At 45.6% G+C, this 25,058-nt stretch carries 20 protein-coding genes; 18 read left to right on the top strand and 2 right to left on the bottom strand.

What is annotated here, in order from left to right; translation table 11 throughout:
- Positions 1 to 14 precede the first annotated feature (14 nt).
- From ASD40_RS15625 to ASD40_RS15665, 9 genes are all read left to right on the top strand, one after another.
- On the top strand, positions 15 to 2,780 hold the full coding sequence (locus tag ASD40_RS15625; protein ID WP_057304160.1) for an adenylate/guanylate cyclase domain-containing protein: 2,766 nt from the start codon (positions 15 to 17) through the stop codon (positions 2,778 to 2,780).
- Positions 2,781 to 2,801: 21 nt separating this feature from the next.
- Positions 2,802 to 3,296: a GNAT family N-acetyltransferase gene (locus ASD40_RS15630; protein ID WP_057304161.1), complete on the top strand. Its 495-nt coding sequence runs from the start codon at positions 2,802 to 2,804 to the stop codon at positions 3,294 to 3,296.
- 47 nt (positions 3,297 to 3,343) lie between these two features.
- Positions 3,344 to 6,376, top strand: coding sequence for a cyclic nucleotide-binding domain-containing protein (locus ASD40_RS15635; protein ID WP_057304162.1), 3,033 nt, complete (start codon positions 3,344 to 3,346; stop codon positions 6,374 to 6,376).
- 61 nt (positions 6,377 to 6,437) lie between these two features.
- Positions 6,438 to 6,875, top strand: coding sequence for an ATP-binding protein (locus tag ASD40_RS15640; RefSeq protein ID WP_057304163.1), 438 nt, complete (start codon positions 6,438 to 6,440; stop codon positions 6,873 to 6,875).
- On the top strand, positions 6,872 to 7,207 hold the full coding sequence (locus tag ASD40_RS15645; RefSeq protein ID WP_057304164.1) for an STAS domain-containing protein: 336 nt from the start codon (positions 6,872 to 6,874) through the stop codon (positions 7,205 to 7,207). Before ASD40_RS15640 ends, ASD40_RS15645 begins: the two co-directional genes overlap by 4 nt.
- Before the next feature lie 48 nt (positions 7,208 to 7,255).
- Positions 7,256 to 8,704, top strand: a complete 1,449-nt coding sequence (locus tag ASD40_RS15650) for a PP2C family protein-serine/threonine phosphatase (RefSeq protein WP_057304165.1) — start codon at positions 7,256 to 7,258, stop codon at positions 8,702 to 8,704.
- 125 nt (positions 8,705 to 8,829) lie between these two features.
- Entirely contained in the window at positions 8,830 to 9,723 is an 894-nt protein-coding gene (locus ASD40_RS38620) for an eCIS core domain-containing protein (protein ID WP_057304166.1), read from the top strand.
- Between the two features lie 52 nt (positions 9,724 to 9,775).
- Positions 9,776 to 11,695: a hypothetical protein gene (locus tag ASD40_RS15660; protein WP_057304167.1), complete on the top strand. Its 1,920-nt coding sequence runs from the start codon at positions 9,776 to 9,778 to the stop codon at positions 11,693 to 11,695.
- Positions 11,696 to 11,709: 14 nt separating this feature from the next.
- Entirely contained in the window at positions 11,710 to 12,231 is a 522-nt protein-coding gene (locus ASD40_RS15665) for a YbjN domain-containing protein (protein ID WP_057304168.1), read from the top strand.
- A gap of 134 nt (positions 12,232 to 12,365) precedes the next feature.
- Here ASD40_RS15665 and ASD40_RS15670 read toward each other — a convergent pair whose 3' ends face one another.
- Positions 12,366 to 13,007 carry a hypothetical protein gene (locus ASD40_RS15670; protein ID WP_057304169.1) on the bottom strand — a complete coding sequence of 214 codons (642 nt, stop codon included), beginning with the start codon at positions 13,005 to 13,007 and terminating at the stop codon, positions 12,366 to 12,368.
- Between the two features lie 692 nt (positions 13,008 to 13,699).
- On the bottom strand, positions 13,700 to 14,683 hold the full coding sequence (locus ASD40_RS15675; protein ID WP_057304170.1) for a bile acid:sodium symporter family protein: 984 nt from the start codon (positions 14,681 to 14,683) through the stop codon (positions 13,700 to 13,702).
- A 273-nt stretch (positions 14,684 to 14,956) separates the two neighbouring features.
- On the opposite strand from ASD40_RS15675, the gene ASD40_RS15680 reads away from it, so the two are divergent.
- From ASD40_RS15680 to ASD40_RS15715, 9 genes are all read left to right on the top strand, one after another.
- Positions 14,957 to 15,610 (top strand): TetR/AcrR family transcriptional regulator, encoded by a 654-nt coding sequence (locus tag ASD40_RS15680; protein WP_057304171.1) that lies wholly within the window; start codon positions 14,957 to 14,959, stop codon positions 15,608 to 15,610.
- A gap of 37 nt (positions 15,611 to 15,647) precedes the next feature.
- On the top strand, positions 15,648 to 17,423 hold the full coding sequence (locus ASD40_RS15685) for a sensor histidine kinase (RefSeq protein ID WP_057304172.1): 1,776 nt from the start codon (positions 15,648 to 15,650) through the stop codon (positions 17,421 to 17,423).
- Entirely contained in the window at positions 17,395 to 19,014 is a 1,620-nt protein-coding gene (locus ASD40_RS15690; RefSeq protein ID WP_057304173.1) for a response regulator transcription factor, read from the top strand. Before ASD40_RS15685 ends, ASD40_RS15690 begins: the two co-directional genes overlap by 29 nt.
- 275 nt (positions 19,015 to 19,289) lie before the next feature.
- A complete protein-coding gene (locus ASD40_RS15695; RefSeq protein WP_082562244.1) occupies positions 19,290 to 20,159 on the top strand; it encodes an ABC transporter permease in 870 nt (289 codons plus the stop codon).
- A 16-nt stretch (positions 20,160 to 20,175) separates the two neighbouring features.
- A complete protein-coding gene (locus ASD40_RS15700) occupies positions 20,176 to 21,066 on the top strand; it encodes a carbohydrate ABC transporter permease (protein WP_057304174.1) in 891 nt (296 codons plus the stop codon).
- A 58-nt stretch (positions 21,067 to 21,124) separates the two neighbouring features.
- Positions 21,125 to 22,663 (top strand): ABC transporter substrate-binding protein, encoded by a 1,539-nt coding sequence (locus ASD40_RS15705; protein ID WP_057304175.1) that lies wholly within the window; start codon positions 21,125 to 21,127, stop codon positions 22,661 to 22,663.
- A 21-nt stretch (positions 22,664 to 22,684) separates the two neighbouring features.
- Positions 22,685 to 23,317, top strand: coding sequence for an MFS transporter (locus tag ASD40_RS38625; RefSeq protein WP_063870783.1), 633 nt, complete (start codon positions 22,685 to 22,687; stop codon positions 23,315 to 23,317).
- The gene (locus ASD40_RS38630) at positions 23,242 to 24,189 is read left to right on the top strand and encodes an MFS transporter (protein WP_235549276.1); all 948 of its coding nucleotides are present in this window, start codon (positions 23,242 to 23,244) and stop codon (positions 24,187 to 24,189) included. Before ASD40_RS38625 ends, ASD40_RS38630 begins: the two co-directional genes overlap by 76 nt.
- Complete coding sequence (locus tag ASD40_RS15715) at positions 24,186 to 25,043, top strand: sugar phosphate isomerase/epimerase family protein (protein ID WP_057304176.1); 858 nt, start codon at positions 24,186 to 24,188, stop codon at positions 25,041 to 25,043. Before ASD40_RS38630 ends, ASD40_RS15715 begins: the two co-directional genes overlap by 4 nt.
- The last annotated feature ends 15 nt before the right edge of the window (positions 25,044 to 25,058 follow it).

A 25,058-nucleotide genomic window follows, 5' to 3' on the forward strand; every position in this document is an offset into this window, starting at 1 on the left:
GAGATTAAAGAGCGATGAAGAAATCGATTGCGGCATTGCTGCTAGTACTGCTGCTTCTGGGTGCTGCCGGTACTTATCTTAGTCTAAACCGGGATAGCTTTACGCTATGGCCCTTTAACCAAAGCATGCCATTCGATGGTTTGTCGAAGGCTGTCTCTGATCATCAAAACAATTTGTTCGTTATCGATAATGCCAAAAAAACCATTCACAAGCTGAACAGTCAGGGTGTTCTACAATTCTCCATCACAAGTGAGATCGGGAAGAACGGGGAAGTGTATCGCTTTAATGATATGGCTGTCGATGACCAAGGCTACCTCTATACCATCCGTACACTGCTAGATCCGTACGGCATTGCAGTCAAATCCGAGCAAATTGTTCGTTATAAGCCTGATGGGCAGTTTGATCGGAGTTTGTTTACAGAAGAATATGATTCACAAACAAAACGATACAGACTGGGTTCCTTGCGAAATGTTCAGGTTCGTGAAGGTATGGTGTACTTTTTCAACGATGAGGTAAATCAATTAACCCTATATCAGGCCCCAGTTGGAGAAATTTCTTCCTCTGAGCCGAAGTCCGTTTACACGATTAAGCTTCCGGAGAATAAATATGTTTCCGAGGCAGACGGATATAAGCCAGGTGAGATTTATTATTCAACACGCAGCGGGGAAATTTATCGCGCTTTTAGCGATGGACGCTCGGAGCTAGTTTATCCGCTTCCGGGTCTTGACCGTACAAGACGTAATTTTCCGGAGAGCTTGCATGTGGATAATCAGGGACGGCTTATTTTCATCGATTTCAACAGCAAATCGATCTCTAGGCTTGATCCCAAGCAGCCCTACATCATCGAAGGTCTTGTGAATGAGACTAAAGCCAAAGCTAACGGCGTGGAGCTTGCCTTTGATGCAACGACTAGCAGTATCGGCCAAGATGGCAGCCTCATTATTGTAGAAACAGCTCAAATTAATCGCCTTCTTCCGGATGGAACGATTACTCCTTCCATGGTAGAGGCACAGTATAGCGAAGCTGTGAAGACAAAGGCCATTCTGCTTTGGTCTATAGCTATTGCAGGGATTTTGCTTGTATTGTATGCAATCAAATTAGTTTTCTTCAACTTACTGCAGCGGCGTCTGCCACTTATGATGAAGCAAATTTTCATTTTAGTGCCGGTCATTGCGGTTTCGATGATTCTTCTATCTACCGTCATTTACTCTAGCTTCTCGACGAAAATGGAAGAAGAAACGTTCAGTGAGCTTCTCTTACTGGCCAAAAACGGTCAAAACTTGATTGACGGCGATAAGCTGGAGAGTCTTACTTCACCTCTGGATTACAATGGGTCAATTTATCAATCGTTCCGTAAAAAGATTCAATCTGTCTTCGATAATAATGAACAAGATGATAATCAAGGCTTTTACAAAGCGGTTTATAAATACGAAAATGGCGTCATTTATCGGATTTTGGAAGATGATGACGGGATGCATATGTTCAATCCATTTCTACAAACACCCGAGAATCAGCAGGTCGTGCTGCAAGGCAAGCCGGCGACAGGCCAATGGCAGGATTTCTCCGGGGAGTGGAGATATGCGATTGCTCCTATTTTTAATTCAGCGGGTAAAATTGTCGGTGTTTTCGAAACAAGTAAAAACTTGGACGGCATCCTCAAGCATCGCCAATTGGTACTCCAGTCGATCATTCGCAACATTGCTTTTATTTCGATAGGCTTACTGCTCGTTCTCTTTCTGATGACCTATGTGCTGCTTTCTTCGATTCGTAAGCTCCGCAATAGCGTTGGCGAGATTGCCAAGGGGAACTGGGATGCGGTTGTTACGATCAACACAAGGGATGAAGTGTCTGACCTAGGTGACAGTGTCAATACGATGGCTGCTCGCATTCGAGATTATATCACCAAGGTAGAAAATTTTAGCCAATCCTACTATCGCTTCGTGCCGCAGCAATTTCTGCGTTTTCTGAATAAAGAAAGCATTCTGGATGTCGAGCTTGGCGATCAGGTGGAGCAAAATATGTCCATCTTAATTTTCAATATCCGAGGCTTTTACCAGCTGTCCAAAAGGCTTTCGCCGGAAGAGAACTTCAACTTCGTCAATTCATTTCTGAAAAGATTCGGACCTTATGTGCGCAATCATCAAGGTCTCATGAATAAGTACCTGGGCGCGGGCTTCATGGCGTTATTCCCGAATCAAGCTGATGAAGCGCTGCGAGCTTGTATTGAGATGCGTAGGGAGCTGGACATCTATAATTCTCATCGAGCTAAAGTGGGTTATAAGCCAGTTGATTTCGGCATTGGTTTGCATAAAGGACCGCTCCGACTAGGGATCATTGGTGAAGAACAGCGTCTGGAAGGCAATGTGATTTCCGATGGTGTTAATTTGGCAACGATGCTGGAGAAAATGACGGAACCGCTAGGGGCTTCGATTCTCATTACCGATTATGTGGTTCAATCGTTAGAGCAGCCAGACAGCTTCCACTATCGCAATTTGGGATTAATTCAGGTAGAAGGGGTCAAAGAGCCGCTTCATCTGTTCGATGTGTACCAGGGTGATCCGGATACGATCCGAACTCTGAAGGATAAAACCAAAGCTTTGTTCGAGCAAGCTGTAACCTACTACCAAGTAGGGCGTTTCTATGATGCGCGGGAAGCATTCTTAATGGTCATTAAGCAAAATCGTCAAGATAAAGCAGCACAGCTGTATTTCTATATTTGTGATGAATACTTCCAGAACGGTACAACAGCAGAGTGGAATGGGACATTATCTGTTTCTTAATGTGAAAGAGGCGATCTTAGCATGCATGTACACGAATTAGCAACGGAAAAGGATGCATTTCGAATTACAGAGTTCTATTTGTCTTCGGAATCTTTTGATGACCAGCGGCATACTCCGGGAGAGCTTGATCATTTCCGCAATGCTCCCCTCCTAAGCTTAACGCAGCGCATTCATCGTCATTGGTTTATTGAGAACGAATCAGGCGAGATTATTGCGGTTACCAGCTGCAAAGAAAATGAGCATCAATCCGGAGGATTTCTGTGGGATTACTTAGCTGTACACCGCGAGTACCGCAGGCACGGCTTTGCGAAGGTATTATTTCAAGCGTTGGAGACGTTCGCCAGGTTAGCGGAAGGACGATATATTCTTACATACACCTGTGATTTGCCAGAGTACCAGCCCATTCAAAAAATGTTTAGAGCGAATGGGTTTGAATTAATCGGCACTTATCCGAATTACTATTATGAAGGTGAAGCCAGGTTGGCTTTTTACAAACCACTGTTAAACAACAAATGAAATAATAGATTGGACCTGATGATATGCAAGGAAGCTTAATCAGATGGATGGGACTGCGCACAGAAGATATTCGGAAGCTATGGATGATGCTGCCGATCTTTTATTTTAGCGGGATTGCTGAATCCTTGAACTATACCGCGTTCATGGCGCTTTTTAACCAACGATTCGGTGTGCAGTATTTACCTTATATCTATATCGTAGAAGCGGCAATCATGCCCCTAGAGGGTTGGCTCTTAGCCAAGCTGGCGAATCGGCTGCCTAAGGCTAAAATGATGACTACGCTCTACCTCATCATGATAGGATTGCTGCTCCTCAATGGTGCGGTGCTGCTTGGATTTAAGCTTGGCGGTATTGATTTCCGGTATTACTACCCGATTCTATTCTTGTCTTCCAACTTTGTCGTGAGACAGCTGACGCTGCTGCTTTGGAGTACAGCCTTTGATCTGTGTCCCACCCAGCAGGCCAAAAGGTTAATGCCGGTGTTCATCGCTTCGACGACGACCGGCGGTATTACGGCAGGCTTGATCGCCCACCAAATTGGTAAACTGCTTGGTACCGAAGCGGTATATGCGCTTGCTCCAGTATTGATGGTGTTCGGCTTCATCTTTTTCCGCAAAGCGTTGGCGCGGTATTTGGTGCCTTTGACTCTGAAAGAGGACAAACGGCTGAAGGCACAGGGCGAATTAAGTCCAAGCGAAGAGAAACAGCAGCCTGCTGGCTATTATGCGAAACAGATGCTGCGCAGCCCGTTCCTGCTTTGCGCCATTGCTTTGATGACGCTTATGCCTGCGGTTTATTTTATGATCGAGTATCAGTACTTCACGGTTGCTGAGAGCAAGTTCCCCAAGGAAGGCGATTTAACCTCATTTTATGGATTAATTACCGCTATTCAATTCACGATCTGCTTGCTTCTACAAACGGTGTCTACCCGCTTAATGAACTGGCTGGGCGCGAGCAATATGCTGCTGGCGATTACGGTTATCTTCCTTGGCGGCTTTGGGCTTACCGCTTTATTTCTGAATCAATCGCTGGGGCTCGTGATGGTATCCGGCTCTTATGCCGTTTTTTATATTCTGCTGTATTACATTGCGGAGCCATGCTATCAGCTCTTTTTCAAAATGATGCCTATCGGAAAGCGCGACGGCTATCGTTATTTTGCTCAGGGTGTGGCTGCTTCGGGCGGGATCTTAATCGGTTCGCTGCTATCCTTGCTGCATTCGTTTGGCCTTATTCGGCTGTCCCCTCTTGCCTGGGTAGGTGTAGTTGTAGCGGCTATTCTCGTCGTGGTGGCTTGGTTCGGAAGGAATCTGTACATTCGTGAACTGGTCAAAAGTGTGCAATCTTTGCATGCGGATCTTTCAGATATTGCGGACTCCTTTATTGGGGGCATTCGCAGCTCCAAAGCTTTATCCTCCATGCTCGGCTATCTGAAGCATCCGAATGATTATGTGCGAGAGCTGGCTCTCGAAGTGATTGGTAAAGCGAAAGATTCCGCGTTCCTGCCGCAGTTGATCGGAATGATCGGTGAGGAAAGCTCAAGAATCCGCATTGCTGTGCTGCGGGCGATGAATTTGCAAGGGGCAACGATTCAGGATCTCGTGCAGGTCGCCTCGTTCCTGGAAGATGAGGACCCTGAGGTGCGTGCGGAGAGTGTGAAGTTGATTTCAAAGGCAACACATCTCAAAAGCCAATCGCATTTCTTCATTCGTGTTAAGCTGCTAGACAACCATCCGAAGGTTGTGCACGAGGGCGTAAAGGCGCTTTATGCGCTGGAAAGTGAAGAAAGCTATCAAGCCTGTGACGAGGCGATTATTAAAATGCTCGATAACGGTGGTGAATGGGCGGTTTATGGCTGTCATACTGTCGCTGATTTGAAGCTGGATTCCTATTCAGCATGGGTGTTATCGCTGCTCGATGATCATCGTCCTGCTGTCAAAGTTGCCGCTGCACACTGTATTGGCAAGCTTCAGCAGGAGGATGCAATTCCCCACCTCTTGTCAATGGTGCCGCTAGCAGATCAAGAGCTGCGCAAGGCCATTCTCGAGGCTTTCGTAGATATGGGGGCAAAGGCCTTGCCAGCCTTGCTGAACGGTGTAAATCATGTGAATCCATTTATATGGAATTCGGCGGTTACAGCGCTTGCTGAGCTGCTGGATGAAAGTAAATTACGTTCAGAGTTAGTTGATCGCTGCGTTAGTCGCATGCTTGCTTCCACGCAGGAACGCGCTCTGCCGGCTGCTCTGCAAGAGCTGGGGATGCAGGGGCTTGCAGAGCTTGCCAACCAGCGCTGTGAAGAGCTGCATAATGCGCTGGTTGGCGGCGCGTGGGCGGTAATGGCCAAGTTCGTAGATGAGCGTGTGGTTACGACACTCCGCGAAGCGACTCAGGACGAGAGTGACGAGGTTCGTGATAATGCCTTGGAAGTACTTGCTGAGGGGCTTGGCGATCGCAGATTAGCCTTGGCTCTGTTGGAATTATTAAAGAAAGAGGCTGTGAGAAGCAGTGGAGCAATGACGGAGCCGCTTCTCATTTTACAAGAAGCTAAGAATTGGTCAGATGATTGGCTTCGAGATATTGCTATTTATGCACTAAGTTCACTGGAGCGTGCCGATATGAAGGAAGATCGCAAGTTTTTAACGATGCTGGATAAAGTTATTTTCTTGAAGCAGGTTTCCCTATTCGCGGACCTGTCCGTGGACGAACTAGGTTTAATTGCAGGGATTGCAACGGAAGAAGTACATGAGGATCTAACTTATTTATTGCGCCGTGGTGAGAGGAATGCAGCCATGTATCTCATCATTGAAGGCAATGTTGAACTGAGCAATGAGACAGGTATTGGGGAGACGGTAACGATTGGTGTACTAGGACCGAAGCAAGCGTTCGGCGAAACAACGGCATTAGACGGATCGCCTTCCTCGATTACAGCACAAGTGATTTTCGATGAGGTGCGTGTGCTCACTTTGCAAGGGGAAAGCTTGTCTCGGTTAGTGAGATTATACCCAGAGATCGGGATTGGGCTGCTTCATGCTTCTAGTGCCAGAGTGCGGTTGCTCGAAAATATGCTTTTGAAAATGGCTTAAATAGGTTATTCGGTTATTCGGCTAGTGGCTTCAGTAATCAGCGTCTGGGAGGGTGAATGTCGTGTCAGCAGAGTCCATCGTTTTGAGCAATGATCTGAAGGAACTGGAACGGCTAGGTGTATTCTTGCGAGGCTTGTCGGGGACGATGGGCATGGATGACCATACGTTGAACCAAGTGAATTTAGTCTGCGACGAGCTTGTGACGAACATCATTCTCTATGGATATCCGCCTGGTGAAACCCGTAAGCATACGATCCGCATTGATTTGGGGCTTGTTCCTGATGGTTGGGAGCTTCGAATGACAGATCGCGGAGTGCCTTTTAATCCTCTGTTGAAGTCTAGTCCGACTTTGGATCAGAGCTTGGAAGATCGAGGGATTGGCGGTCTCGGCATCTACTTTGTGAAGCAGGTAATGGATGACATTGTATATGAACGCTTGAATGAGGAAAATGTTCTAATGATGAAAAAATGGCGTATCAAGGAGGAGGGAATATCATGATGATAACCGAGCACATGCAAGGCGATATCGTGCTGCTGAGCTTAAACGGCCGACTGGATGCGAATACATCCGCGAGCTTGGAATCGGCTTTTGCAAAACTAGTTGAGCAGGGGAAGGGCAAGTTCGTGTTTGATCTTCAAGGACTTGACTATGTCAGCAGCGCAGGGCTCAGAAGCTTACTTGCTGCAGCCAAAATGATTAAAGTCATTCAAGGCAAGCTGGCGCTGGCACGAATGAATGAGCATGTGAAGGATGTTTTCGACATGTCGGGATTTAGCCGGATTTTCTCAATTTATGAGACGGAAGCGGATGCTGTCCATGCGATTTCTTAGTACGATGGTCAGGAATCAATGCAAGGCAAATAATAGGGGGCACGCTAGATGAATATAGTTGTAGGTGATCTCCTCATTGTTTGTCTCGTGGTCGTTATTGCTTGGCTATTCAGCGAACGAAAGCGTAGAGCTGCAGAGTTGGAGCTTCAGCGGACAATGCAGCTATTCGATGTGAGCCTCGAAGTGAATTCGACGATCCGCAAGCAGGATTTGCTTCTGAAAATCATGGAAACCTCTTCCCTCATTATGAATGCGGAGGCTTCGTCGGTTATTTTGGTCGATGAGGAAAAAGGGGAGCTGTTCTTTGACCTCGCGCTCGGTGAAAAAGGCGATGAGGTTCGTGAAATTCGCCTCAAAATAGGTGAAGGCATCGCAGGCTGGGTCGCCCAAACCGGCAAATCGGTCAAAATCGACGATGCTGCGCAGGACGAACGCTGGTCGTCGAAGGTAGCGAAACGAGTCGATTATCCGACGCGCAGTCTTCTCTGCGTACCGCTGGTCAGCAAGGGGAAAATCATCGGTGTGCTGCAGGTGTTGAACAAGCGGGATGGCGCTCATTTCTCTGACCGCGATTTGCAGCTTCTCGAGTCCATCGCTTCTCCAACAGCGGTCTCACTGGAGAATGCCATGCTGTATGAAGCGCTTGAGAAGTCTATCCATGCATTGAAAACGACAACGGCCGCAAAGGAGCGGATGGAGAGCGAGCTGCGCATTGCCACCGACATCCAGATGGGATTCCTGCCTCGCGGGAGTCTGTGTTTAAGGAGTGGCGGCGCTGAAGGTGATACGAGCAGCTCTGGTGAAGCGGGCGGTCGTGAAAGTGATGCTGTAGTCGCTGTGGAGACACAGGCCATTATTCGTCCTGCTCGTGAAGTGGGCGGGGACTTCTACGACTACTTCTGTATCGGAGCAGATCGCTTGTTCTTCGTGCTTGGCGATGTATCTGACAAGGGAATACCTGCGGCATTATTCATGGCGGTAACCATGACGCTGTTGAAAGGGAAGATGACCTCAGAGATGACACCCGGAGAGCTGTTGACGGCAGTCAATCAAGAGCTTTATAAGGATGACTCGACGATGTTTGCGACGATTTTCTGTGGTTTACTAGATGTACGAACAGGACAGTTAATTTATAGCGATGGTGGTCATTGTCCCCCTTACATCGTAAGAGATGGCGGTGAGGTTGAGTTATTGAAAGGGGAAAAAGGCCTTCCACTTGGCGTCATGGACGACATGGTGTATATGAATAATGAGGTCGTGCTAGGTCTAGGAGATCGCATAATCGTGTATACGGATGGTATTACAGAGGCTGAGGACCGACTTCAAGAACAATATGGCTTTTCCCGCCTCAAGGATGTATTAGTGAAGGAACAATCGAGTGCGCCTGAGCAATTGCTTGGTCAGATGGTGATGGATGTGGATCTATTCGCAGATGGTGCTGTGCAATCCGATGATATTGCCGTGCTCGTTGTGGACCGCAGTTCTATCAAATTGTAAACTCCGCTGTATAGCGTTGTGATATAGTAAGTAGACAGACTTCTTGCACTCAAGGACAGAATTGTTGAAGTGCAACCATGATTCAATGAATGCTACCATCAAAAGCTCGCTAGGAGGGTTATGCCATGCAAAAATCCCATATTAACCGGCAACCAGATTCTTCTTTGCATACGAATAAAATCAATAAACCGAATTCTTCTGTTACATCCGATTTGATGAATATTCAACGGGCAATTGGCAATCGCGCCGTGGGCAATATGTTGACCATCCAGACGAAAATGACCGTTGGACCAGTTGGTGATGCTTATGAGCAAGAAGCCGATCAAATGGGTAAACAAGCGGCTGAGCATATTGCTGCATCTGAAAGTAGTGGAGCATCTAAGCCAGATGTTCAGCGCTCAGAAGGCGGAGAGTCTGAGGAAGAAGAGCTGCAGATGAAACCATCATCAGAGTCGATTCAGCGCTCGGAAGGCGGAGAATCTGAGGAAGAAGAGCTGCAGATGAAACCATCATCAGAGTCGATTCAGCGCTCAGAAGGCGGAGAATCTGAGGAAGAAGAGCTGCAGATGAAGCCATCATCAGAGTCGATTCAGCGCTCAGAAGGCGGAGAATCTGAGGAAGAAGAGCTGCAGATGAAGCCGTCATCAGAGTCGATTCAGCGCTCGGAAGGCGGAGAATCTGAGGAAGAAGAACTGCAGATGAAACCATCGTCGGAAGGTGGTTTTGAAGCAGGTGCAGGGATTGAGTCGCAGATTAAAGCGAAGCAAGGAAGCGGGAGCAGAATGGATGCCAGCATTCAAGCGAAGATGGAATCGGCGTTCAAAACTGATTTTAGCAACGTAAATATACATAATAATGCAGAGTCTTCCAAGCTTAACGCGTCCTTAGGAGCGGAAGCATTCGCAACAGGGAATGATGTGTTTTTCCGCGAAGGCCGATACAACCCGGATACACGCGAGGGACAAGAACTGCTTGGTCACGAATTAACGCATGTTGTTCAACAACGAGGCGGCAAGTAGAGTAGCTATACTATACAAGCGAAATTTTATCCCATAAAGGAGATATGTACGGATGCCACAAGGAAGACAGTCCCTTACCCAAAAGCCGAGTACTTCGCATCAGCATGCACAGCAGTCGCCAATGTCACAGCCAAGTACTTCTGCTTCACAAATGTCATCTGGGACCAATATCTTCATGCAGATGCAGCGTACGGTGGGTAATCGTGCTACGCAAGCTTACGCGAATCAGCTCATCCAGCGTACAGTCCCGGGAACGCAGCCTGTGCTGACTGTGCCAGCGCCTACGCAGACGTCAGCGCCAGCTCCTACCGTGGCGCCGACGGTGGCTTTCCACCGCCGCAGGTCAGGGACAGCAGCACCGCCACAGCCGATGGCATCTACCGTAGCGCCAACCCAGACGTCCACCGTGGCACAGACCCCAGTGCCGACTACAGCAACAACATCACAGTCAACGACTACGGCACAAACGCCGGCGCCAACAGTTGTGACAACGCCACAACCTGGTACAGTACAAACGCCAGCGCCCACTGTGGTAACACCAGTGGTGCCTTCTGCCTCTACATTGCATCCTACTGGTGATGATACCAAAGACAATGCGGATATGACATCAGGTGTCACCTCTGCTTTCAGTGATAGCTACGGCAAACGTTCGGATGATTTGAAACAGTCCTACGATGAAACAAAGGATGCTGGTACAGCGCAGCAGTCAGCTACTATGGGGGCAGTCGCTTCCACAGCAGATCTCGTGGGCGGGCCGTTCCAAATCATGAGTGCGATTAGAGAAACGATTACTGCTTCTCGCGAGCGCGAGGGACATGATAAACGTTTTCAGTATGCAGGTACAGGTTCGACTATGATCGAGGCAAGCGGTAAAATGGTCAGCGGCTCAGCTGGTCTTGTTGATAAGGCAGCTAAATCAACTGGCCATAAGGATGGTGTCGGAGGTTCCTCATCCGTCAGTGACTACACAGGGACGGTAGCGGAAGCGATCTCCGCAGTTAAGAATACAATTATGGCCGTTAAATCGATTTACGATATGTATAAAAAGCATTCGGACAATGGCGGTCTGAATAATGCAGAAAAAGCAAGAGGCGTTATCGAGATCATTAGCAATGCGATTCAGGCTGCGCAATCTGGCATCAAAGTAGCCAAAGGCATCATGGATATCATGGAGTCAAGTACAGCTAGCTTGACGGCCGTTATCCCGGGCGTAAGTATTGCTGTTAGTGGTGTGAAAATTGCGATCAAAACCGTAGATGTTATCAAAGCCGGCTTAAATCGTAGCTCCATGACAACATTGAAACGTGATTTTAAAGGCAAAGCAGGGAATGCTGACGTTCTCAAAGAAAAGCGCTGGTACACGCGAAATGCTGGTGTCGACAAAGCGAAGCTAGCAAAGAAAAAGCAGGATCTCGAAGTGCTTAAAGCGAGTGGAGATGCATCAGCAGCTGAACAACTGGACGAAATCGCCAAATATGAATTAGCGAAAGAAATGAAAAAAATTAACGTGAAGCGAACAGACCGTGGAGCTATTCAAATCGGACTTGAGCTCACGAAGATTGCTGCCGACATTGCTACGCTTACAGGGGTAGGAGCTCAGGTAGGAACGCCGCTAAAAATCGTTGCCACAGGTATTGGCGCAGCGATGCCTATTGCCAGATCCTTGAAGCAAGCTGGACGTGACCGCGCATCGAAAGCTGGTGCTTGGGGTATTACTAAAGCGATATTTAACGCTGATAAATCAACAGAGAAAAAGAAAGAAAAACGAGCCCATGACACAGAACTTATTTTTGATATGTTCGAGAAGCTCCCGCTTTACGATGAACAGGATGCAGCGTGCGTCGCACGCTACAAACAAGTTGAGAGCTTCGTAGAAGCAGCTGGTGTAAGTCTTCAAGCCTTGTATAAGTTCGATGGCGATGGAAAGAATCTGAAAAAAGCCATTATTGAAGCGATGGGTAAGAGAGAATAGGAGATTGAAGAGATATGTTGACAGAGCTTGCACATGCGCGTCATTTGGCGCAATTAGGACAACTGAAAGAGATTTTGGATGAAGCAGAGCTTGCCACGAATTTATTGGAGAAATCCGAAGCTATTCCGCTGCATGTGCTAATGGCAGGGTTTCAAGAGGATAGTAAGGGACGAGATCGATTCCTTCATTTTAGTTTTTTACCGTTGAATGATGATGATATAGTCGCTATTCAACTGCTGCAAATCTACAGTACGCTGCCGTTTCATCTTCAAGCGGGTGCTCGCGAAGAGGTAGCTGCGCTTTTACTGGAAGTAAATACTCGCTTACCAATAGGTCACTTTGGTGTGAATGAGGAGGGCGAGATCCATTATCGCTATGTATATAGCCTATCGGCTTCGCGTACGTTCGAGAATGATGAAGTGTTAGAAATCCTTACCCTATTCGTGTATATGTGTGACATGTTCGGAGAGCACATCGAGCAAGTTGCCAGCGGTGAAGCAAAAGCAGAGCAGGTCATTCAGTCCTTAAGATCATAAGAATGAACCAGAAAGACCTCCAAACCCACATTTGAAGCGACCCTAAAAAGTTAGACACAATCTAACATTTGGAGTCACTTCACATTGTGGTTGGAGGTCTTTCTCGGATTATCATTTCCTCGGAAATATTCGACTTATTTCACCTTGTTTTGCAGCAGTTCAATAAGCTGCTTACCCGGATCTCTCATTTGGCCGCCAGCAGGACGATTTCCATTGGCATTCTTACCGCCGGTTTGATCGGGTGCGTTAGCGTTTGGTTGTGCAGAAGCCTCTGGTTTATTTTCTGTATTTCCAGATCCACCATTTCGTTTGCCCTTGCCATCACCGGCGTTTCCGTTATTCCCAGGACCATTGGCACCGCCGTTTCCTCGATTACCCATACGCGCAGCTGCATCTTCTATAAATTTCTTCTGGGCATCTGTTAGCTTTTCAAACAGCTTGGTCTTGTTTTCATCACTAAGTTCAGCTTTTGTGACGATGTCTTGAGCAACGGGCAGCATGGCTTGAGCTTGTTCTTTCGTAATGGTAAGTCCATCAGCTTTGTCTAACATGAGCAGGGTCTGGAATGTACTGAACATTTGTCTTTGCGCTGCATTCATGACGGGTCGGTCTTGAGCTTTTTGCTTCCCGTCTGCCTGTGATTGTTCGTTTTGTTGCTGTTGCTGTGGTTGAGCAGAGCTTGCAGCAGCAGGTTGTGAGGATGATGGGTTCCCACAACCGCTAAGTAATACGGGCATAAGAATGCATAAGCCCGCTATTTTCTTCATTTTCATCATGCTATGTATCACTCCTATCAATCATCTTCTTCACAATCGTACACGACAATTATGAAAAATCTGAGAAGAGAAGCTGAATAATACATAAAAGTTAGCTTAAAATGTGCTTAGGTGAAAGAGAAAGTTAGTGCCTGCTCTAGCAATAGTCTTTTTATAATAAAGGAAATATGTAGTTATGGGGAGGTTATTTATGCAGGAGCTTGTTGGGGAGTGCAAGGCATGTAAACAGCCAATTTTCTGCAAGGATGGATTTATTGACGGCGTATTGTTAGACGATAACACGTTAATATGTTTCGAATGTTTTGATGGAGAGAGCGAAATCAACAGCTAGCAGAACAAAAAAGCTACGACGGGCCAATTAACGCACACTGCTAATGAAACCAACCGGAAATAGACGTTTAACGGACCAGGATGCCGTTAACTGCCTATTTGGAGCGATGATTCCATGCTTACGGACTTCAGCGCCGTTATTCGGTTTCAATCTCTCTTATTTTCATAATTTGAAGTAGATTAAGGGCTGTCGAGTCCATAAAATTTTCAAATTCAATCTTTTTCGGGGATTAACGTCGCTCCAGTCCTTTAGCCTGGAAAGATGAATCTGAAGTTGATTTCACACCCATTTCCTTACTCAACAGCTGAATGTTGGTCGGTCAGTCGTAGAAAAAAAAGAAGCTGCTCAGGCAGCTCCTCAACTAAACTTGTTTCACACTTTTGATGGTTAAGTTGGGAATATCACTCTTCAAAGCGTACCGCCTGTTCAGCAGATAGCCGAAAAGGGAGGCCAGAGATTGCTGGAACAGCATTCCTAGTACAACGGGGACAGCCACAGGAGGCGGGAAGTAGGCAACTGCGATTACCGCGCCAGCACTAATATTACGCATCCCGCTGTTAAACGTAAGTGCTACGACGACGTCTTGTTCCCATCGCATGAGCTTGGCGGCCAGCCACCCTAGAATGTAACCAAGTGAGGCTATGAATAGAACAAATCCGGCTAAACCTAGTAATTTAGCATTAAAATCACGCAAATAAGGGGCGATTACGGAGCTGTTGATAGCGACAACGATGCCCATGGTTATTTTCGAAAAAGGACCGAGACGCCCACTCCATTGTTCTTTAATTTTGCCGCGTGTCCATTGATTCAACAGCATGCCAAGGATAGAAGGTAGAACGATCATCAGGAATAGACCTTTCATCATACCGAGGGTATCCAAATGTATTTTGGTGCCAATTAACGCAGATAAAGTGTAGGGAACGACAAAGGGTGAAAGAATGGTGTCCATGAGTATAATCGATAACGTGAGCACGATATTTCCGCGATAAATGGCTACCCAAACGAAGCTTGAAATGCCGGTAGGTATGGCTGCTGCTAAGATGAGGCCAGTTATGGTCATGGGCTCATGGCTATATACGACATGCCCGAGACCCATCGCAATCAGCGGCATCGCGACATGTAGAATCAACAATGTAGTTAGGAGTGGAAGAGGCTGAACGACCACTTTGACGAATTCTTTGAAGCTGGAGCTTATGCTGCCTGCAAAGGTCATAAAGGCAAACAACCAAGGAGATAAATAGGTGAATCCGGATAAATGACTGCCTAGTAAAACACCGATAAGAACGCTGACAGGTGTGATCAGCGGCAAGATTTTTTCTAATTGACGATTCAATTGAGACAGCATTGAGGTGTACATCCTTCCATTAACCATCATAGGCAGCTTAGTCTCCCTATTATAAGAGTTGGAAAGGGTAGTGACTAGACCCCCATTGTTATGAATGGAAATTGGGCGAGCCTTTTTAGACCTCTGGAGAAATTGGTTAAAAGGGTGCTTAGAAATAAATGAAAACGTTTGCAATGAATTTGGCTATTGGATATAATTGGCGTACAAGAAAGGTGTTTACACTGTGTAAATAGGTTGTTTTTACGGATAGCTTCTGCATCGAGGAGTGTTTGTATGAAAAGCAGATGGGAACAGGAATTAGAGGAACAAAGAAATAAACGGCGGCAGGAAATTATTTTAGCTGCTCAGGAGCTTTTTTTGGAAAAAGATTTGTCAGGTGTAACGATGAAAGACATCGGGCATCAATTGGGGATCAGCCGTGTGACACTTTACAAATATTATAACTCGATGGATGAGCTGGCGTTTGAGGTTCAGATGAAGGTTTTAGACGAATTATTTAGATATGTTGATTCTCACAAAATCGGTGAACGAGCCGAAGAGAAAATGCGGAATTTGTTATTAGCTTGGCAGGATTTTACCCAGACTAGACCTAGTTATTTGCGTTTTATTGGACTGTTTGATCACTATTACCGGGAAAAGTATCCAACCCGCGAATTAGAAGAGAAGTACAGAATATTCATCAAAAATGTCTTTCCATCGCCTGTTCAGCTTATTCAGGAAGGCATTCAAGATGGTTCGATCCGTCCTGATCTGGATCCAGCCAAATCTTCAGCTATGATTGCAAACACGATGATGAGCATGACGCAGCGAATGGCATCAAGGGGGAATATCCTTCGTGAAGAACAAGAGATCGATCCAGGCGAGATGATGCGGCAGTTAATTGACATGATCATGGCCTATCTGAAACCCGAAGCGACTTCAATCTGATCAAGTAAGCATTCATGAGAGGGGGGGGCTATTAGTCGTGCAATTTCGTACGTTGCCTCTGTTCAAGTCACTGCGTTTTAAGCTGATATTTGGTTTGCTTATTATTGTCATCCCCATCGTGGCTTTCATGATCTATAACAACTTGTACGCAATCAAAGTTGTTCGGAATCAAGTGGCCCAATCGAACAAAAATTTAATCAGCTTATATATGGGACAGATCGACCGTAATTTGGATGAGGTAGATAAGTATTTATTCAACTTCGCTGCGCAAGACACGGGACTGCTGGTACTTGATGTGCAGCGAGATCAAAATGCGGATCGGTACTCTTTTACGAAAATTCAAATAAATAATAAGTTATTAAAAGACCTCCCTAGTTATAAAGCAATGGATATGTTCTTTGTTTACTCGGAGCCGAATCAAGATTTATTGACAGTTATGAGTGATCAAGTCACTTACACCAGACAGGAAGCCGTTGAAAATAGCATTAAGACCATTTTTCAAGACCAACGCGATGGTTCAAATCAGACAAGTCTGAGAGAATGGTTCATGCTAAAGCTCGGAGATCAATACTTTTTGACCCGTGTGATCAAATATGGGAATGTCTATATCGGGGCATGGACGGATGCGAGTAAATTAATGGTGCCGCTGAACCTGGTTGATTTGGGCAACAACGGCAGGGCGCTGCTGGTTACGGACCAGTTCGAGACCATGTCTAACCAAACTTTTGTACAAGAAAATCAAATTAATTTGAACGATGTTGGAACGGATTATAAACTCACTGGAAAAAATGAAAAATTCCTAGTCGTTGGCGAAAAATCCGCGAAAGGCCGTTTTAGATTAATCGCTGCCATACCAGACAGCATCATTCTGGAGAATCTTCCTTTTCTTCGCCGAATAGTATCGTTCATTTTGTTGGGATCGCTTATTCTGTTCCCTTTCATTTTATTTCTTTTAAGGAAAATTATCTTAGTTCCGATAAACCGTATCATGATGGCTATGAGGAGAATCGAAGACGGGAATTTGGACGTCCGTATAACCTACAGCCCTTCTGTCATTGAATTCGACAAGATGAACCAATCCTTCAATCGCATGATATCGCAAATACAGGAATTGAAAATCAACGTTTTGGAAGAACAATTAAATCATCAGAAGGCCGAACTCAAACATTTGCAGCTTCAAATTAATCCGCACTTTTTTTTGAATTCGTTAAACATTATTTATAATTTGGCGCAGGTGAAAGACTTTGCACTGATTCAGGAAATGGTTCTATGTCTCGTAGAATATTTCCGCTTTATGTTTCGGAGCAACATGGCATTCGTCGCTTTAAGGGATGAAGTCCAGCATACTCTTAATTACTTTCGTATCCAGGAGATGCGGTTTCCCAAAAATTTGACTTATGATCTTTCTGTACCGGACAGCCTGATGGACGTAGTGGTTCCTCCGCTTGTTATTCAGACCTTTGTGGAAAATACAATCAAACACGCAGTTAGCATGGATAAACAGGTTCATATTGGTATAATCATCGAAGCCATAGAGGTTAATAGAATTCGTATACGGGTGCAGGATACTGGAAAAGGATTTCCTGAAGATGTTTTGGCTCGGCTGCAGATGGAAATGGATATCGGTAACGGAGAAGGTCATCATATCGGGATATGGAATGTGCAGCGCCGATTGCGCCTGCTGTATCAGGATCAAGCCCAGATCACGTTTTCAAATGGTGCTGGTCATGGCGCAGTAATTGAAATTCTCATCCCATTTCATGAGAAGGAAAGAGGAGAAGTCTATGCTTCAATTGCTGGTCGTGGACGATGAAATTCATGCCGTACGAGGGATAAAAGCGGGGGTAGAGTGGGACCAACTTGGATTTTCAAGGGTTCATGAAGCTTTTAACATACGGCAGGCGAAGGAAATCTTTTTAACCCAAAAAATTGATATTCTGCTTTGCGACATTGAAATGCCGGAAGGTGATGGATTTCAACTGTTATCTTGGGTCAAAGAACATTCTCCGGATACCGAGTCCCTCTTCTTAACCTGTCATGCTGATTTCGAATTCGCGCAAAAAGCGATTCAATTGGGAAGTCTGGATTATATGCTCAAGCCTGTTCGCTTTCCGGAATTGGAAAAAGCCGTTCGAAAAGCGATCGAACAATTGGAAAAGAAAAGAGGATTGATTCAATTTAATGAAACCTATAAGCAATACTATCAGTTATGGGAATCGTACCAACCGATGGTTGTTGAGCGCTTCTGGCAGGATTTAATCCATAGGTCAATCCCTTCGAATAAGGTTCAAATCAAAGAGATTATGGCGAAGCAAAATATACCTTATAGTGATACAGCCTTATTTGTGCCGATATGGGTCAGTGTACAGCGTTGGCATAAAAAACTGACTCTTCGTGAAGAAAAAATAATGGAATACGCCTTGCGCAACTCGTTGGAAGAATTGGCTGTACGGAAAGAGTCAAACGGCCAAATCGTTCAGGTCAAAAGCGGAGGGTTACTGGCCATCCTCTCGGTCGGCCCGGGCAGCAAGATCGATAAAGAGAAGCTAAGGAGCGAATTACAGGGTTATATCGATGCTTGTAACCATTACTTTTTCTGTGATCTTTGTTGTTATATCGGTACTCCCGTATATACGGAGGGAATGCTGGAGATGTTCGAATCCTTAGTCACGTTGGAGTCCAACAATGTCACACAAACGAATAAAATTTTCTTCTTGGGTGAACAACGATGCAGCTGCTACGATACATATCAAGTCCCTAAAATGAACGGATGGGCGGAATTGCTCAAATGTGGATGCAAAGGGAAACTGCTGAAAGAAATCGATCAAAGTTTGGACGCAATGAAGCAGATGGAAAGACTCGATGCCAAATTGCTGCGCGGATTTTATGAGGACTTTCTCCAAATGATTCATCACGTATTGCATTATAAAGGCTTGAGGGCGCATCAGGTTTTTTCGGAAGAGCTCCTGTCAATGCAAGCATCGTCCGTTTCCCGTTCCATAGCTGATCTTAGACAATGGATAAACACGATGATTGAAGAAGCTGCGGGTCGCATTCATTCTGTGGCTGAAAGCCAAACCGTTATTGAAAAAGCGAAACAATATATCGCTCAGCGCGTCAACGAAGATGTTTCGCGGGAGGATATCGCCAGCCATGTGAATATGAATCCAGACTACCTGACAAGAATCTTTAAGAAAGAAACCGGCTTAACGATTTCTGATTATGTTCTTCAGGAACGGGTAGAATTGGCCAAAGAGATGCTGGTGAAGACGGATCTTCCGATTGGAAACATCGCTGCCTCGGTGGGCTATAATAATTTTTCCCATTTCTCAAAAATGTTCAAGAAAGCGACGGCCATTAATCCGCAGGATTACCGCAAATTGTATGAAACTTACCAGACATAAGGTTCCTTAAACATGAGATCGTTCCCTTCTCGGGTTCGGTCTTTTTTGTTCAAAAAGAAGTCGGAAATGCGATAACAGGAAGTCGGGAAACAGGTAGAGTGCATAGTGGCATTTATATATGATGAAAGTATAACGGATGAGGGGGGAACGATGTGGGGACAACGACAACAACTAGGACAAATACAGCGACCGCGACAGCTGCTGGGATAACGGCAACGACATCAATAACCAGAAAAAAACTGAGAAAGCTATGGAGGTATGCCCCACTGTTTGTGATGGTCATACCCGAAATCATTTATCTAATCATCAACAACTATTTGCCGATGTTTGGCTTGGTTATCGCATTCAAAGACGTTAACTTTACGAAAGGAATTTGGGCCAGTGATTGGGTAGGATTAAAAAATTTCGAGTACCTGTTCAAAACCTCCGACGCCATGCTGATTACCCGAAATACGATTCTATATAATTCGGCTTTTATTATCATTAATCTGATCATCGCCGTCGGCGTAGCTATTTTGCTGAATGAAGTGAAGAAGAAATTATTTGCCCGGTTTTACCAAAGCGTCATTCTCATCCCCTATTTGATTTCTATGGTTATTGTTGGTTATTTGGTGCTTGCCATGCTAAGTGGAGAAACCGGTTACATTAATAAACAAGTCCTGCCTATGCTTGGAATGGAACCAATCTCATGGTATAGCGAAGCCAAATATTGGCCGTATATATTGACCTTTGTGAACATTTGGAAGCATGTTGGATACTTATGTGTCATCTATTTAGCGGCGATTATCGGAATCGATCCTGAATATTACGAAGCGGCCAGGATTGACGGAGCGAGTAAATGGCAGCAGATCACGAACATTACAATCCCTTTAATCGCTCCGGTAATCGTGATTATGACGCTGCTGCAAATTGGTCGTATATTTTACTCGGAGTTCGGATTGTTCTATCAAGTGCCGCTTGATACGGGCGCGCTCTTTCCTACAACCAACGTTATCGATACGTATGTCTATAGGGCTTTACTAAGATTAGGCGACATTGGCATGTCTTCGGCAGCGGGCCTATATCAATCCGTTGTGGGATTCATTCTCGTACTCATCTCGAATTACGTGGTGAGCAAGCGAAACAGCGATAACGCTTTGTTTTAATAAGGAGGGAATTCAATTGAAAGTAAAAAGCCAACTGTACCAAGCGATCATTCATGTTTTCTTTATTGGCATTGTTTGTCTCTGTCTTCTTCCGTTTTTTCTTCTCGTGATTACTTCTTTTACCGATGAAATGACCATTGTATCAGAAGGGTATTCCTTCCTACCGAGTAAATTCAGCTTGGCAGCGTACGAATTTTTGTGGAACGATTCCTCCAACATATTTCGGGCTTACGGCATAACCATCCTAGTTACGGTAGTTGGTACGTTTGTAGGGCTGTCAATTACTGCCCTGTGCGCCTATCCATTATCTAGAAAGGATATGCTGATTCGCAAGCCGCTCTCGTTTATTGTGTTCTTCACACTGCTGTTTAACGGAGGCCTGGTCCCCACCTATCTGGTGTATACACAAGTGTTCGATATGAAAAACACACTGCTGGCCTTAATCATTCCCGGTTTGCTATCCAACGGATTTTATGTGCTGATTATGCGAACCTTTTTTATGACTTCAATCCCAACCCCGGTTATTGAATCAGCATCCATTGACGGGGCGGGGGAATTTAAAATCTTTTTCCAGATCGTGCTTCCGCTCTCCCTTCCCATTCTGGCTACGGTCGGATTGATGCAAACGATCGGCTATTGGAACGACTGGTTCAACGGATTAATCTATGTGACCGACAGCAAGCTGTTCAGTTTGCAGAACTTGTTAAATCGGATTTTGTTAAACGCGCAATTTTTGTCAAGCAACGCGAGCAGCAGCACGACGGAACTTGCTGCAAGCAGTAACATTCCGATGGAATCGGTCCGGATGGCTATGGCGGTTATTGGGACTATTCCATTGCTGATCGCATACCCTTTTTTCCAAAAATATTTCGTCAAAGGTCTCGTCATTGGAGCAGTCAAAGGCTAGGCTATACTCGGCATCAGCCGGTTAGCATAAATAGAATATAAAACAGGGAGGCTACGAAATGAGAGGGAATAGAAAAAACGTCCAAACAGCGCTAGCGGGAATGATAGCCGTTTCTCTTCTATTGACGGCATGCAGCAGCGGTAGCGGTGGCTCTGCGGCTACAACCGCACCAAGTGCGGCAGGAGAAACAGGAAAGGCGAAGTCGGACTTAAAACCTTATGAACTAACAGTGGCCTACTATAAAATTGGTAACAACAAGGATCTGCAGGAGGTCCAGGATGCCGTTAACAAACTAACCAAAGAGAAAATTAATGCAACGGTTAAATTTGTGCCTATTGACCCTGCTGCGTATCAGCAACAAATCAATCTGATGCTTGCGAGCAATGAAAATTTGGACTTGCTAGTCACTTTGACAGCACTTGGCTACGGTACGCAAGCGGCAAAAGGACAGCTCGTTCCTTTAGAGGATCTGCTTAAGAAATATGGACAGGATATTGCCAAGGTCGTCACACCGGAGATTCAAAAAGCGACGATGGCCAGCGGTAAACTATATGGCATACCTAGCGTACGTGACTGGGCAGCTGACTACGGCATCCTGATGCGCAAAGATATTGTTGATAAATACAAGATTGATCTAAGCAAGATCAAAACCTTTGATGATTTGGATGCCGTATTCAAGGTCGTCAAAGATAATGAGCCGAATATGGCGGCTATTGTTCCGGAAGGCGGGGGTACGTCCTATATCGCGTCCATTGCACCTGGCTTTATGGACCCATTGAATGATGATAATGGCGTGCTGCCGGACCATGATAATAACCTGAAGGTAGTCAATTGGTTTGAATCGAAGCCATATTCCGATCTATTGAAAATGGTCAGAAGATGGTATCTGGACGGCTATATCCCGAAAGATATCGCTACAAACAAAATCCGCCCTGAAGACCTTGTGAAGGCAGGCAAAGCTTTTTCCTTTACAGTGCATATGAAGCCTGGCTATGAAACGAAGGAAGCCATCTTGACGGGCACACCGATGGTTGCAGCTCGCATTATCCCACCTGTCACTTCTACGTCGTCGATTGCAAACGTCATGTTCAGTATCGCCAAAAACTCGAAGGATCCGGAGAGAGCCATGATGTTCCTCAACTTACTTTACTCCGACAAAGAGTTGATCAACTTGATCGACTATGGCATTGAAGGAAAGCACTACGTCAAAAAGGGTGACTTGATCAGCTTTCCGAATGGCGTCGATACACAGAATGCCACCTATAGCCCGAATCATGGATGGGAGTGGGGCAATCAATTCCTTTCCTACATCTGGGAAACGGATCCTGTTAGTCTTTGGAAAGATCAGGCTGATTTCAACAAATCATCCAAAAAATCAAAAGCGCTCGGCTTCAGCTTCACAGTCGATCCAGTTAAAACGGAAGTGGCCGCTGTTCAAAGCGTGAAGGACCAGTTTAAATTAGGTTTGGAAACCGGTACGCTGGATCCGGATAAAAACTTGCCTGAATTTATAAGCAAAATGAAGGCTTCAGGCATGGACAAAATTATAGCTGAGAAGCAAAAGCAGCTTGATGAATGGGCGAAAACCAATAAGTAGTATTTTGTGAGGAGCAGCTGCATGTCCCCTACAGAAATACAGGAGAGAAACATACCGTTTGTACCGGTAATGACCGCGATTTTTTTCGGGTCCGTCCTGGCGACACTCGGAATGAGTTCGATAAGTGTAGCGTTCCCCGTTCTGATGAAGCAATTTCGTACCGATTTGACGACTATGCAGTGGACGATGACGGGCTACTTACTGGCAACCGGAGTGGTAGCGCCCGTCACCGGCTATCTTGGGGAAAAGATCAGCACCAAGTACCTTTATGTTGCTGCGCTTATTGGCTATACGCTGATTTCAGGGCTTTGCGCTTTCGCATGGAATATAGAATCGTTAATTGCGTTTCGAATTATACAGGGTATATTTGGCGGGATGATCTTGCCAGCTACGATGACGATCCTTTATCAGGTGATTCCCCGAGCAAAGCAGGCGTTTGCGCTCAGCATGTGGACCTTGTCAACGATGCTTTCGCCCGCGTTCGGACCTTTATTGGCAGGATGGCTGATCGGAAAGTTCGAATGGAAATGGCTGTTCTTCATGGACATTCCGTTCGGCATTGCGGCAGTTGCAGTCGCTTGGCGGCTTATTCCCTATTACAAACTGAATACACCGAAAACGTTCGATTTGCCCGGCTTGGGTACCGTAATCTGAGCAGCGGCTCCCTCCTGATCGCCTTCAGTGAAGCGCATGCATGGGGGTGGAGCTCGTGGAGAACGTTATCGCTGCTCGCTTTCGGCTTCCTGATGCTCGGGTGCTTCATTCGGAGAGAATTGACGGTCCCCGAGCCACTCTTGAATTTGAAGGTATTTGTCAATGTGAAATATACAGTTAGCCTTGCCGTGCTGGCCATTATTACACTCAACTTGTATTCAGGCACCTATTTGATACCGGTGTTCCTGCAGAACGTTCAGGGGGCATCCGCGCTGGAGGTCGGTTTGATCTTACTTCCGGCCACACTTGCGATGGCAGGTGTGATGCCGCTCGTCGGCAAGTTGTATATGAGAATAGCCCCGCAATGGCTGATCGTTTCTGGAATTCTATTGATTGCGGTTGGAACGTTAGCTATAGGCCATCTGGATGTGAACGTATCGCAATGGTACATCACTCTGTGGCTAACCATACGCTACATCGGGCTTTCGTTAACGATCATGCCGCTTACCAATGTCGGTATGGAGGCCATCCCGCGTGAACTGTCCGGTCACGCTTCATCGGTGAATAACTGGATCCGCCAAGTCTTCGGTTCCTTCTCCATCGCGTTGTTTACTTCACTTATGGCATCACGGTTGTCCGTACACAACCAAGCGCTTGGTCTAGATGGGGCTGCGGAAGCCCAGCGAAAGTTGCTGAAGGCGGAAGCCTTCACGATGAGCTCCAATGACGTATATATCGTGGCGACGTTGATCGTATTAGTTGGCCTTCCTCTCGTATGGACGCTGTTTAGAAGCAAGCCTCGGCAAGAAAGGCTAGCGAGTCATAAGTTTCGGAACGTCCAAAATTTAACACAAAAGGAGCAGTTAAAATGAGCATTTCAATTGGCGTTAATTTATTTTCAGTCTTTCAGGCCCTAAACAACGACTATTTTGGCACCCTTGAAAAGGTAGCTGCAGCAGGCTATACCAATGTGGAATTAATCACCACCAATTTTATGACAGGCGTCCGATACAGTGATTCATTCCCTTTGCAAACCATCAAAAATAAGCTGGATGAACTAGGGCTTAAGCCCATAGCTGCCCATGAACGACTGGATCAAGATGCCCAGAATTGGGATCAGTTAATTAAAGAAAATGTTGAAATTGGTTGTAAAGCAATTGTATTGCCGTCTGCCTGGATCAAAAATCGTGAAGATACGCTGAAAACCGCAGAACAATTGAATGCAATCGGAAAAAAATGCAAGGAAAACGGATTGCAATTTTACTTTCATAATCACTTCCATGAATTCAAAAGATGGGAAGATACGACCTTATACGATATTTTAGTTGAAAATACGGACCCGTCCTATGTCAAATTTGAGTTGGATTTGGTCTGGGTTATGCGCGCAGGACTTGATCCCATGGCCATTCTTGAGAAACTAGGCAGCCGATGTGATATCGTCCATCAGAAAGATTTAAATAAAGATATCGTCATTCTAAACGTATTTGACGCTCTCCAGCCAGGTGATGAAGATTTGGATATGATGCAGCTATATCGCGGGAAGGGATACATACAAGCAGGTGACTTTGTGGATCTTGGAACCGGCGCAATAGACTTCAAAGCCACCTACGACAAAATAAAAGAAATGGGCACTATCCAATATGCCTTTGTTGAAAATGAGGGTATAAGCGACGATAAATTTACAAGTATAGAGAATGATTTAAAAGTTTTGCAAAAGTATGTATAGAGCCGCTTAATGCCG

It is taken from the genome of Paenibacillus sp. Root444D2 (genome assembly GCF_001426375.1).
GTDB lineage: Bacteria > Bacillota > Bacilli > Paenibacillales > NBRC-103111 > Paenibacillus_E.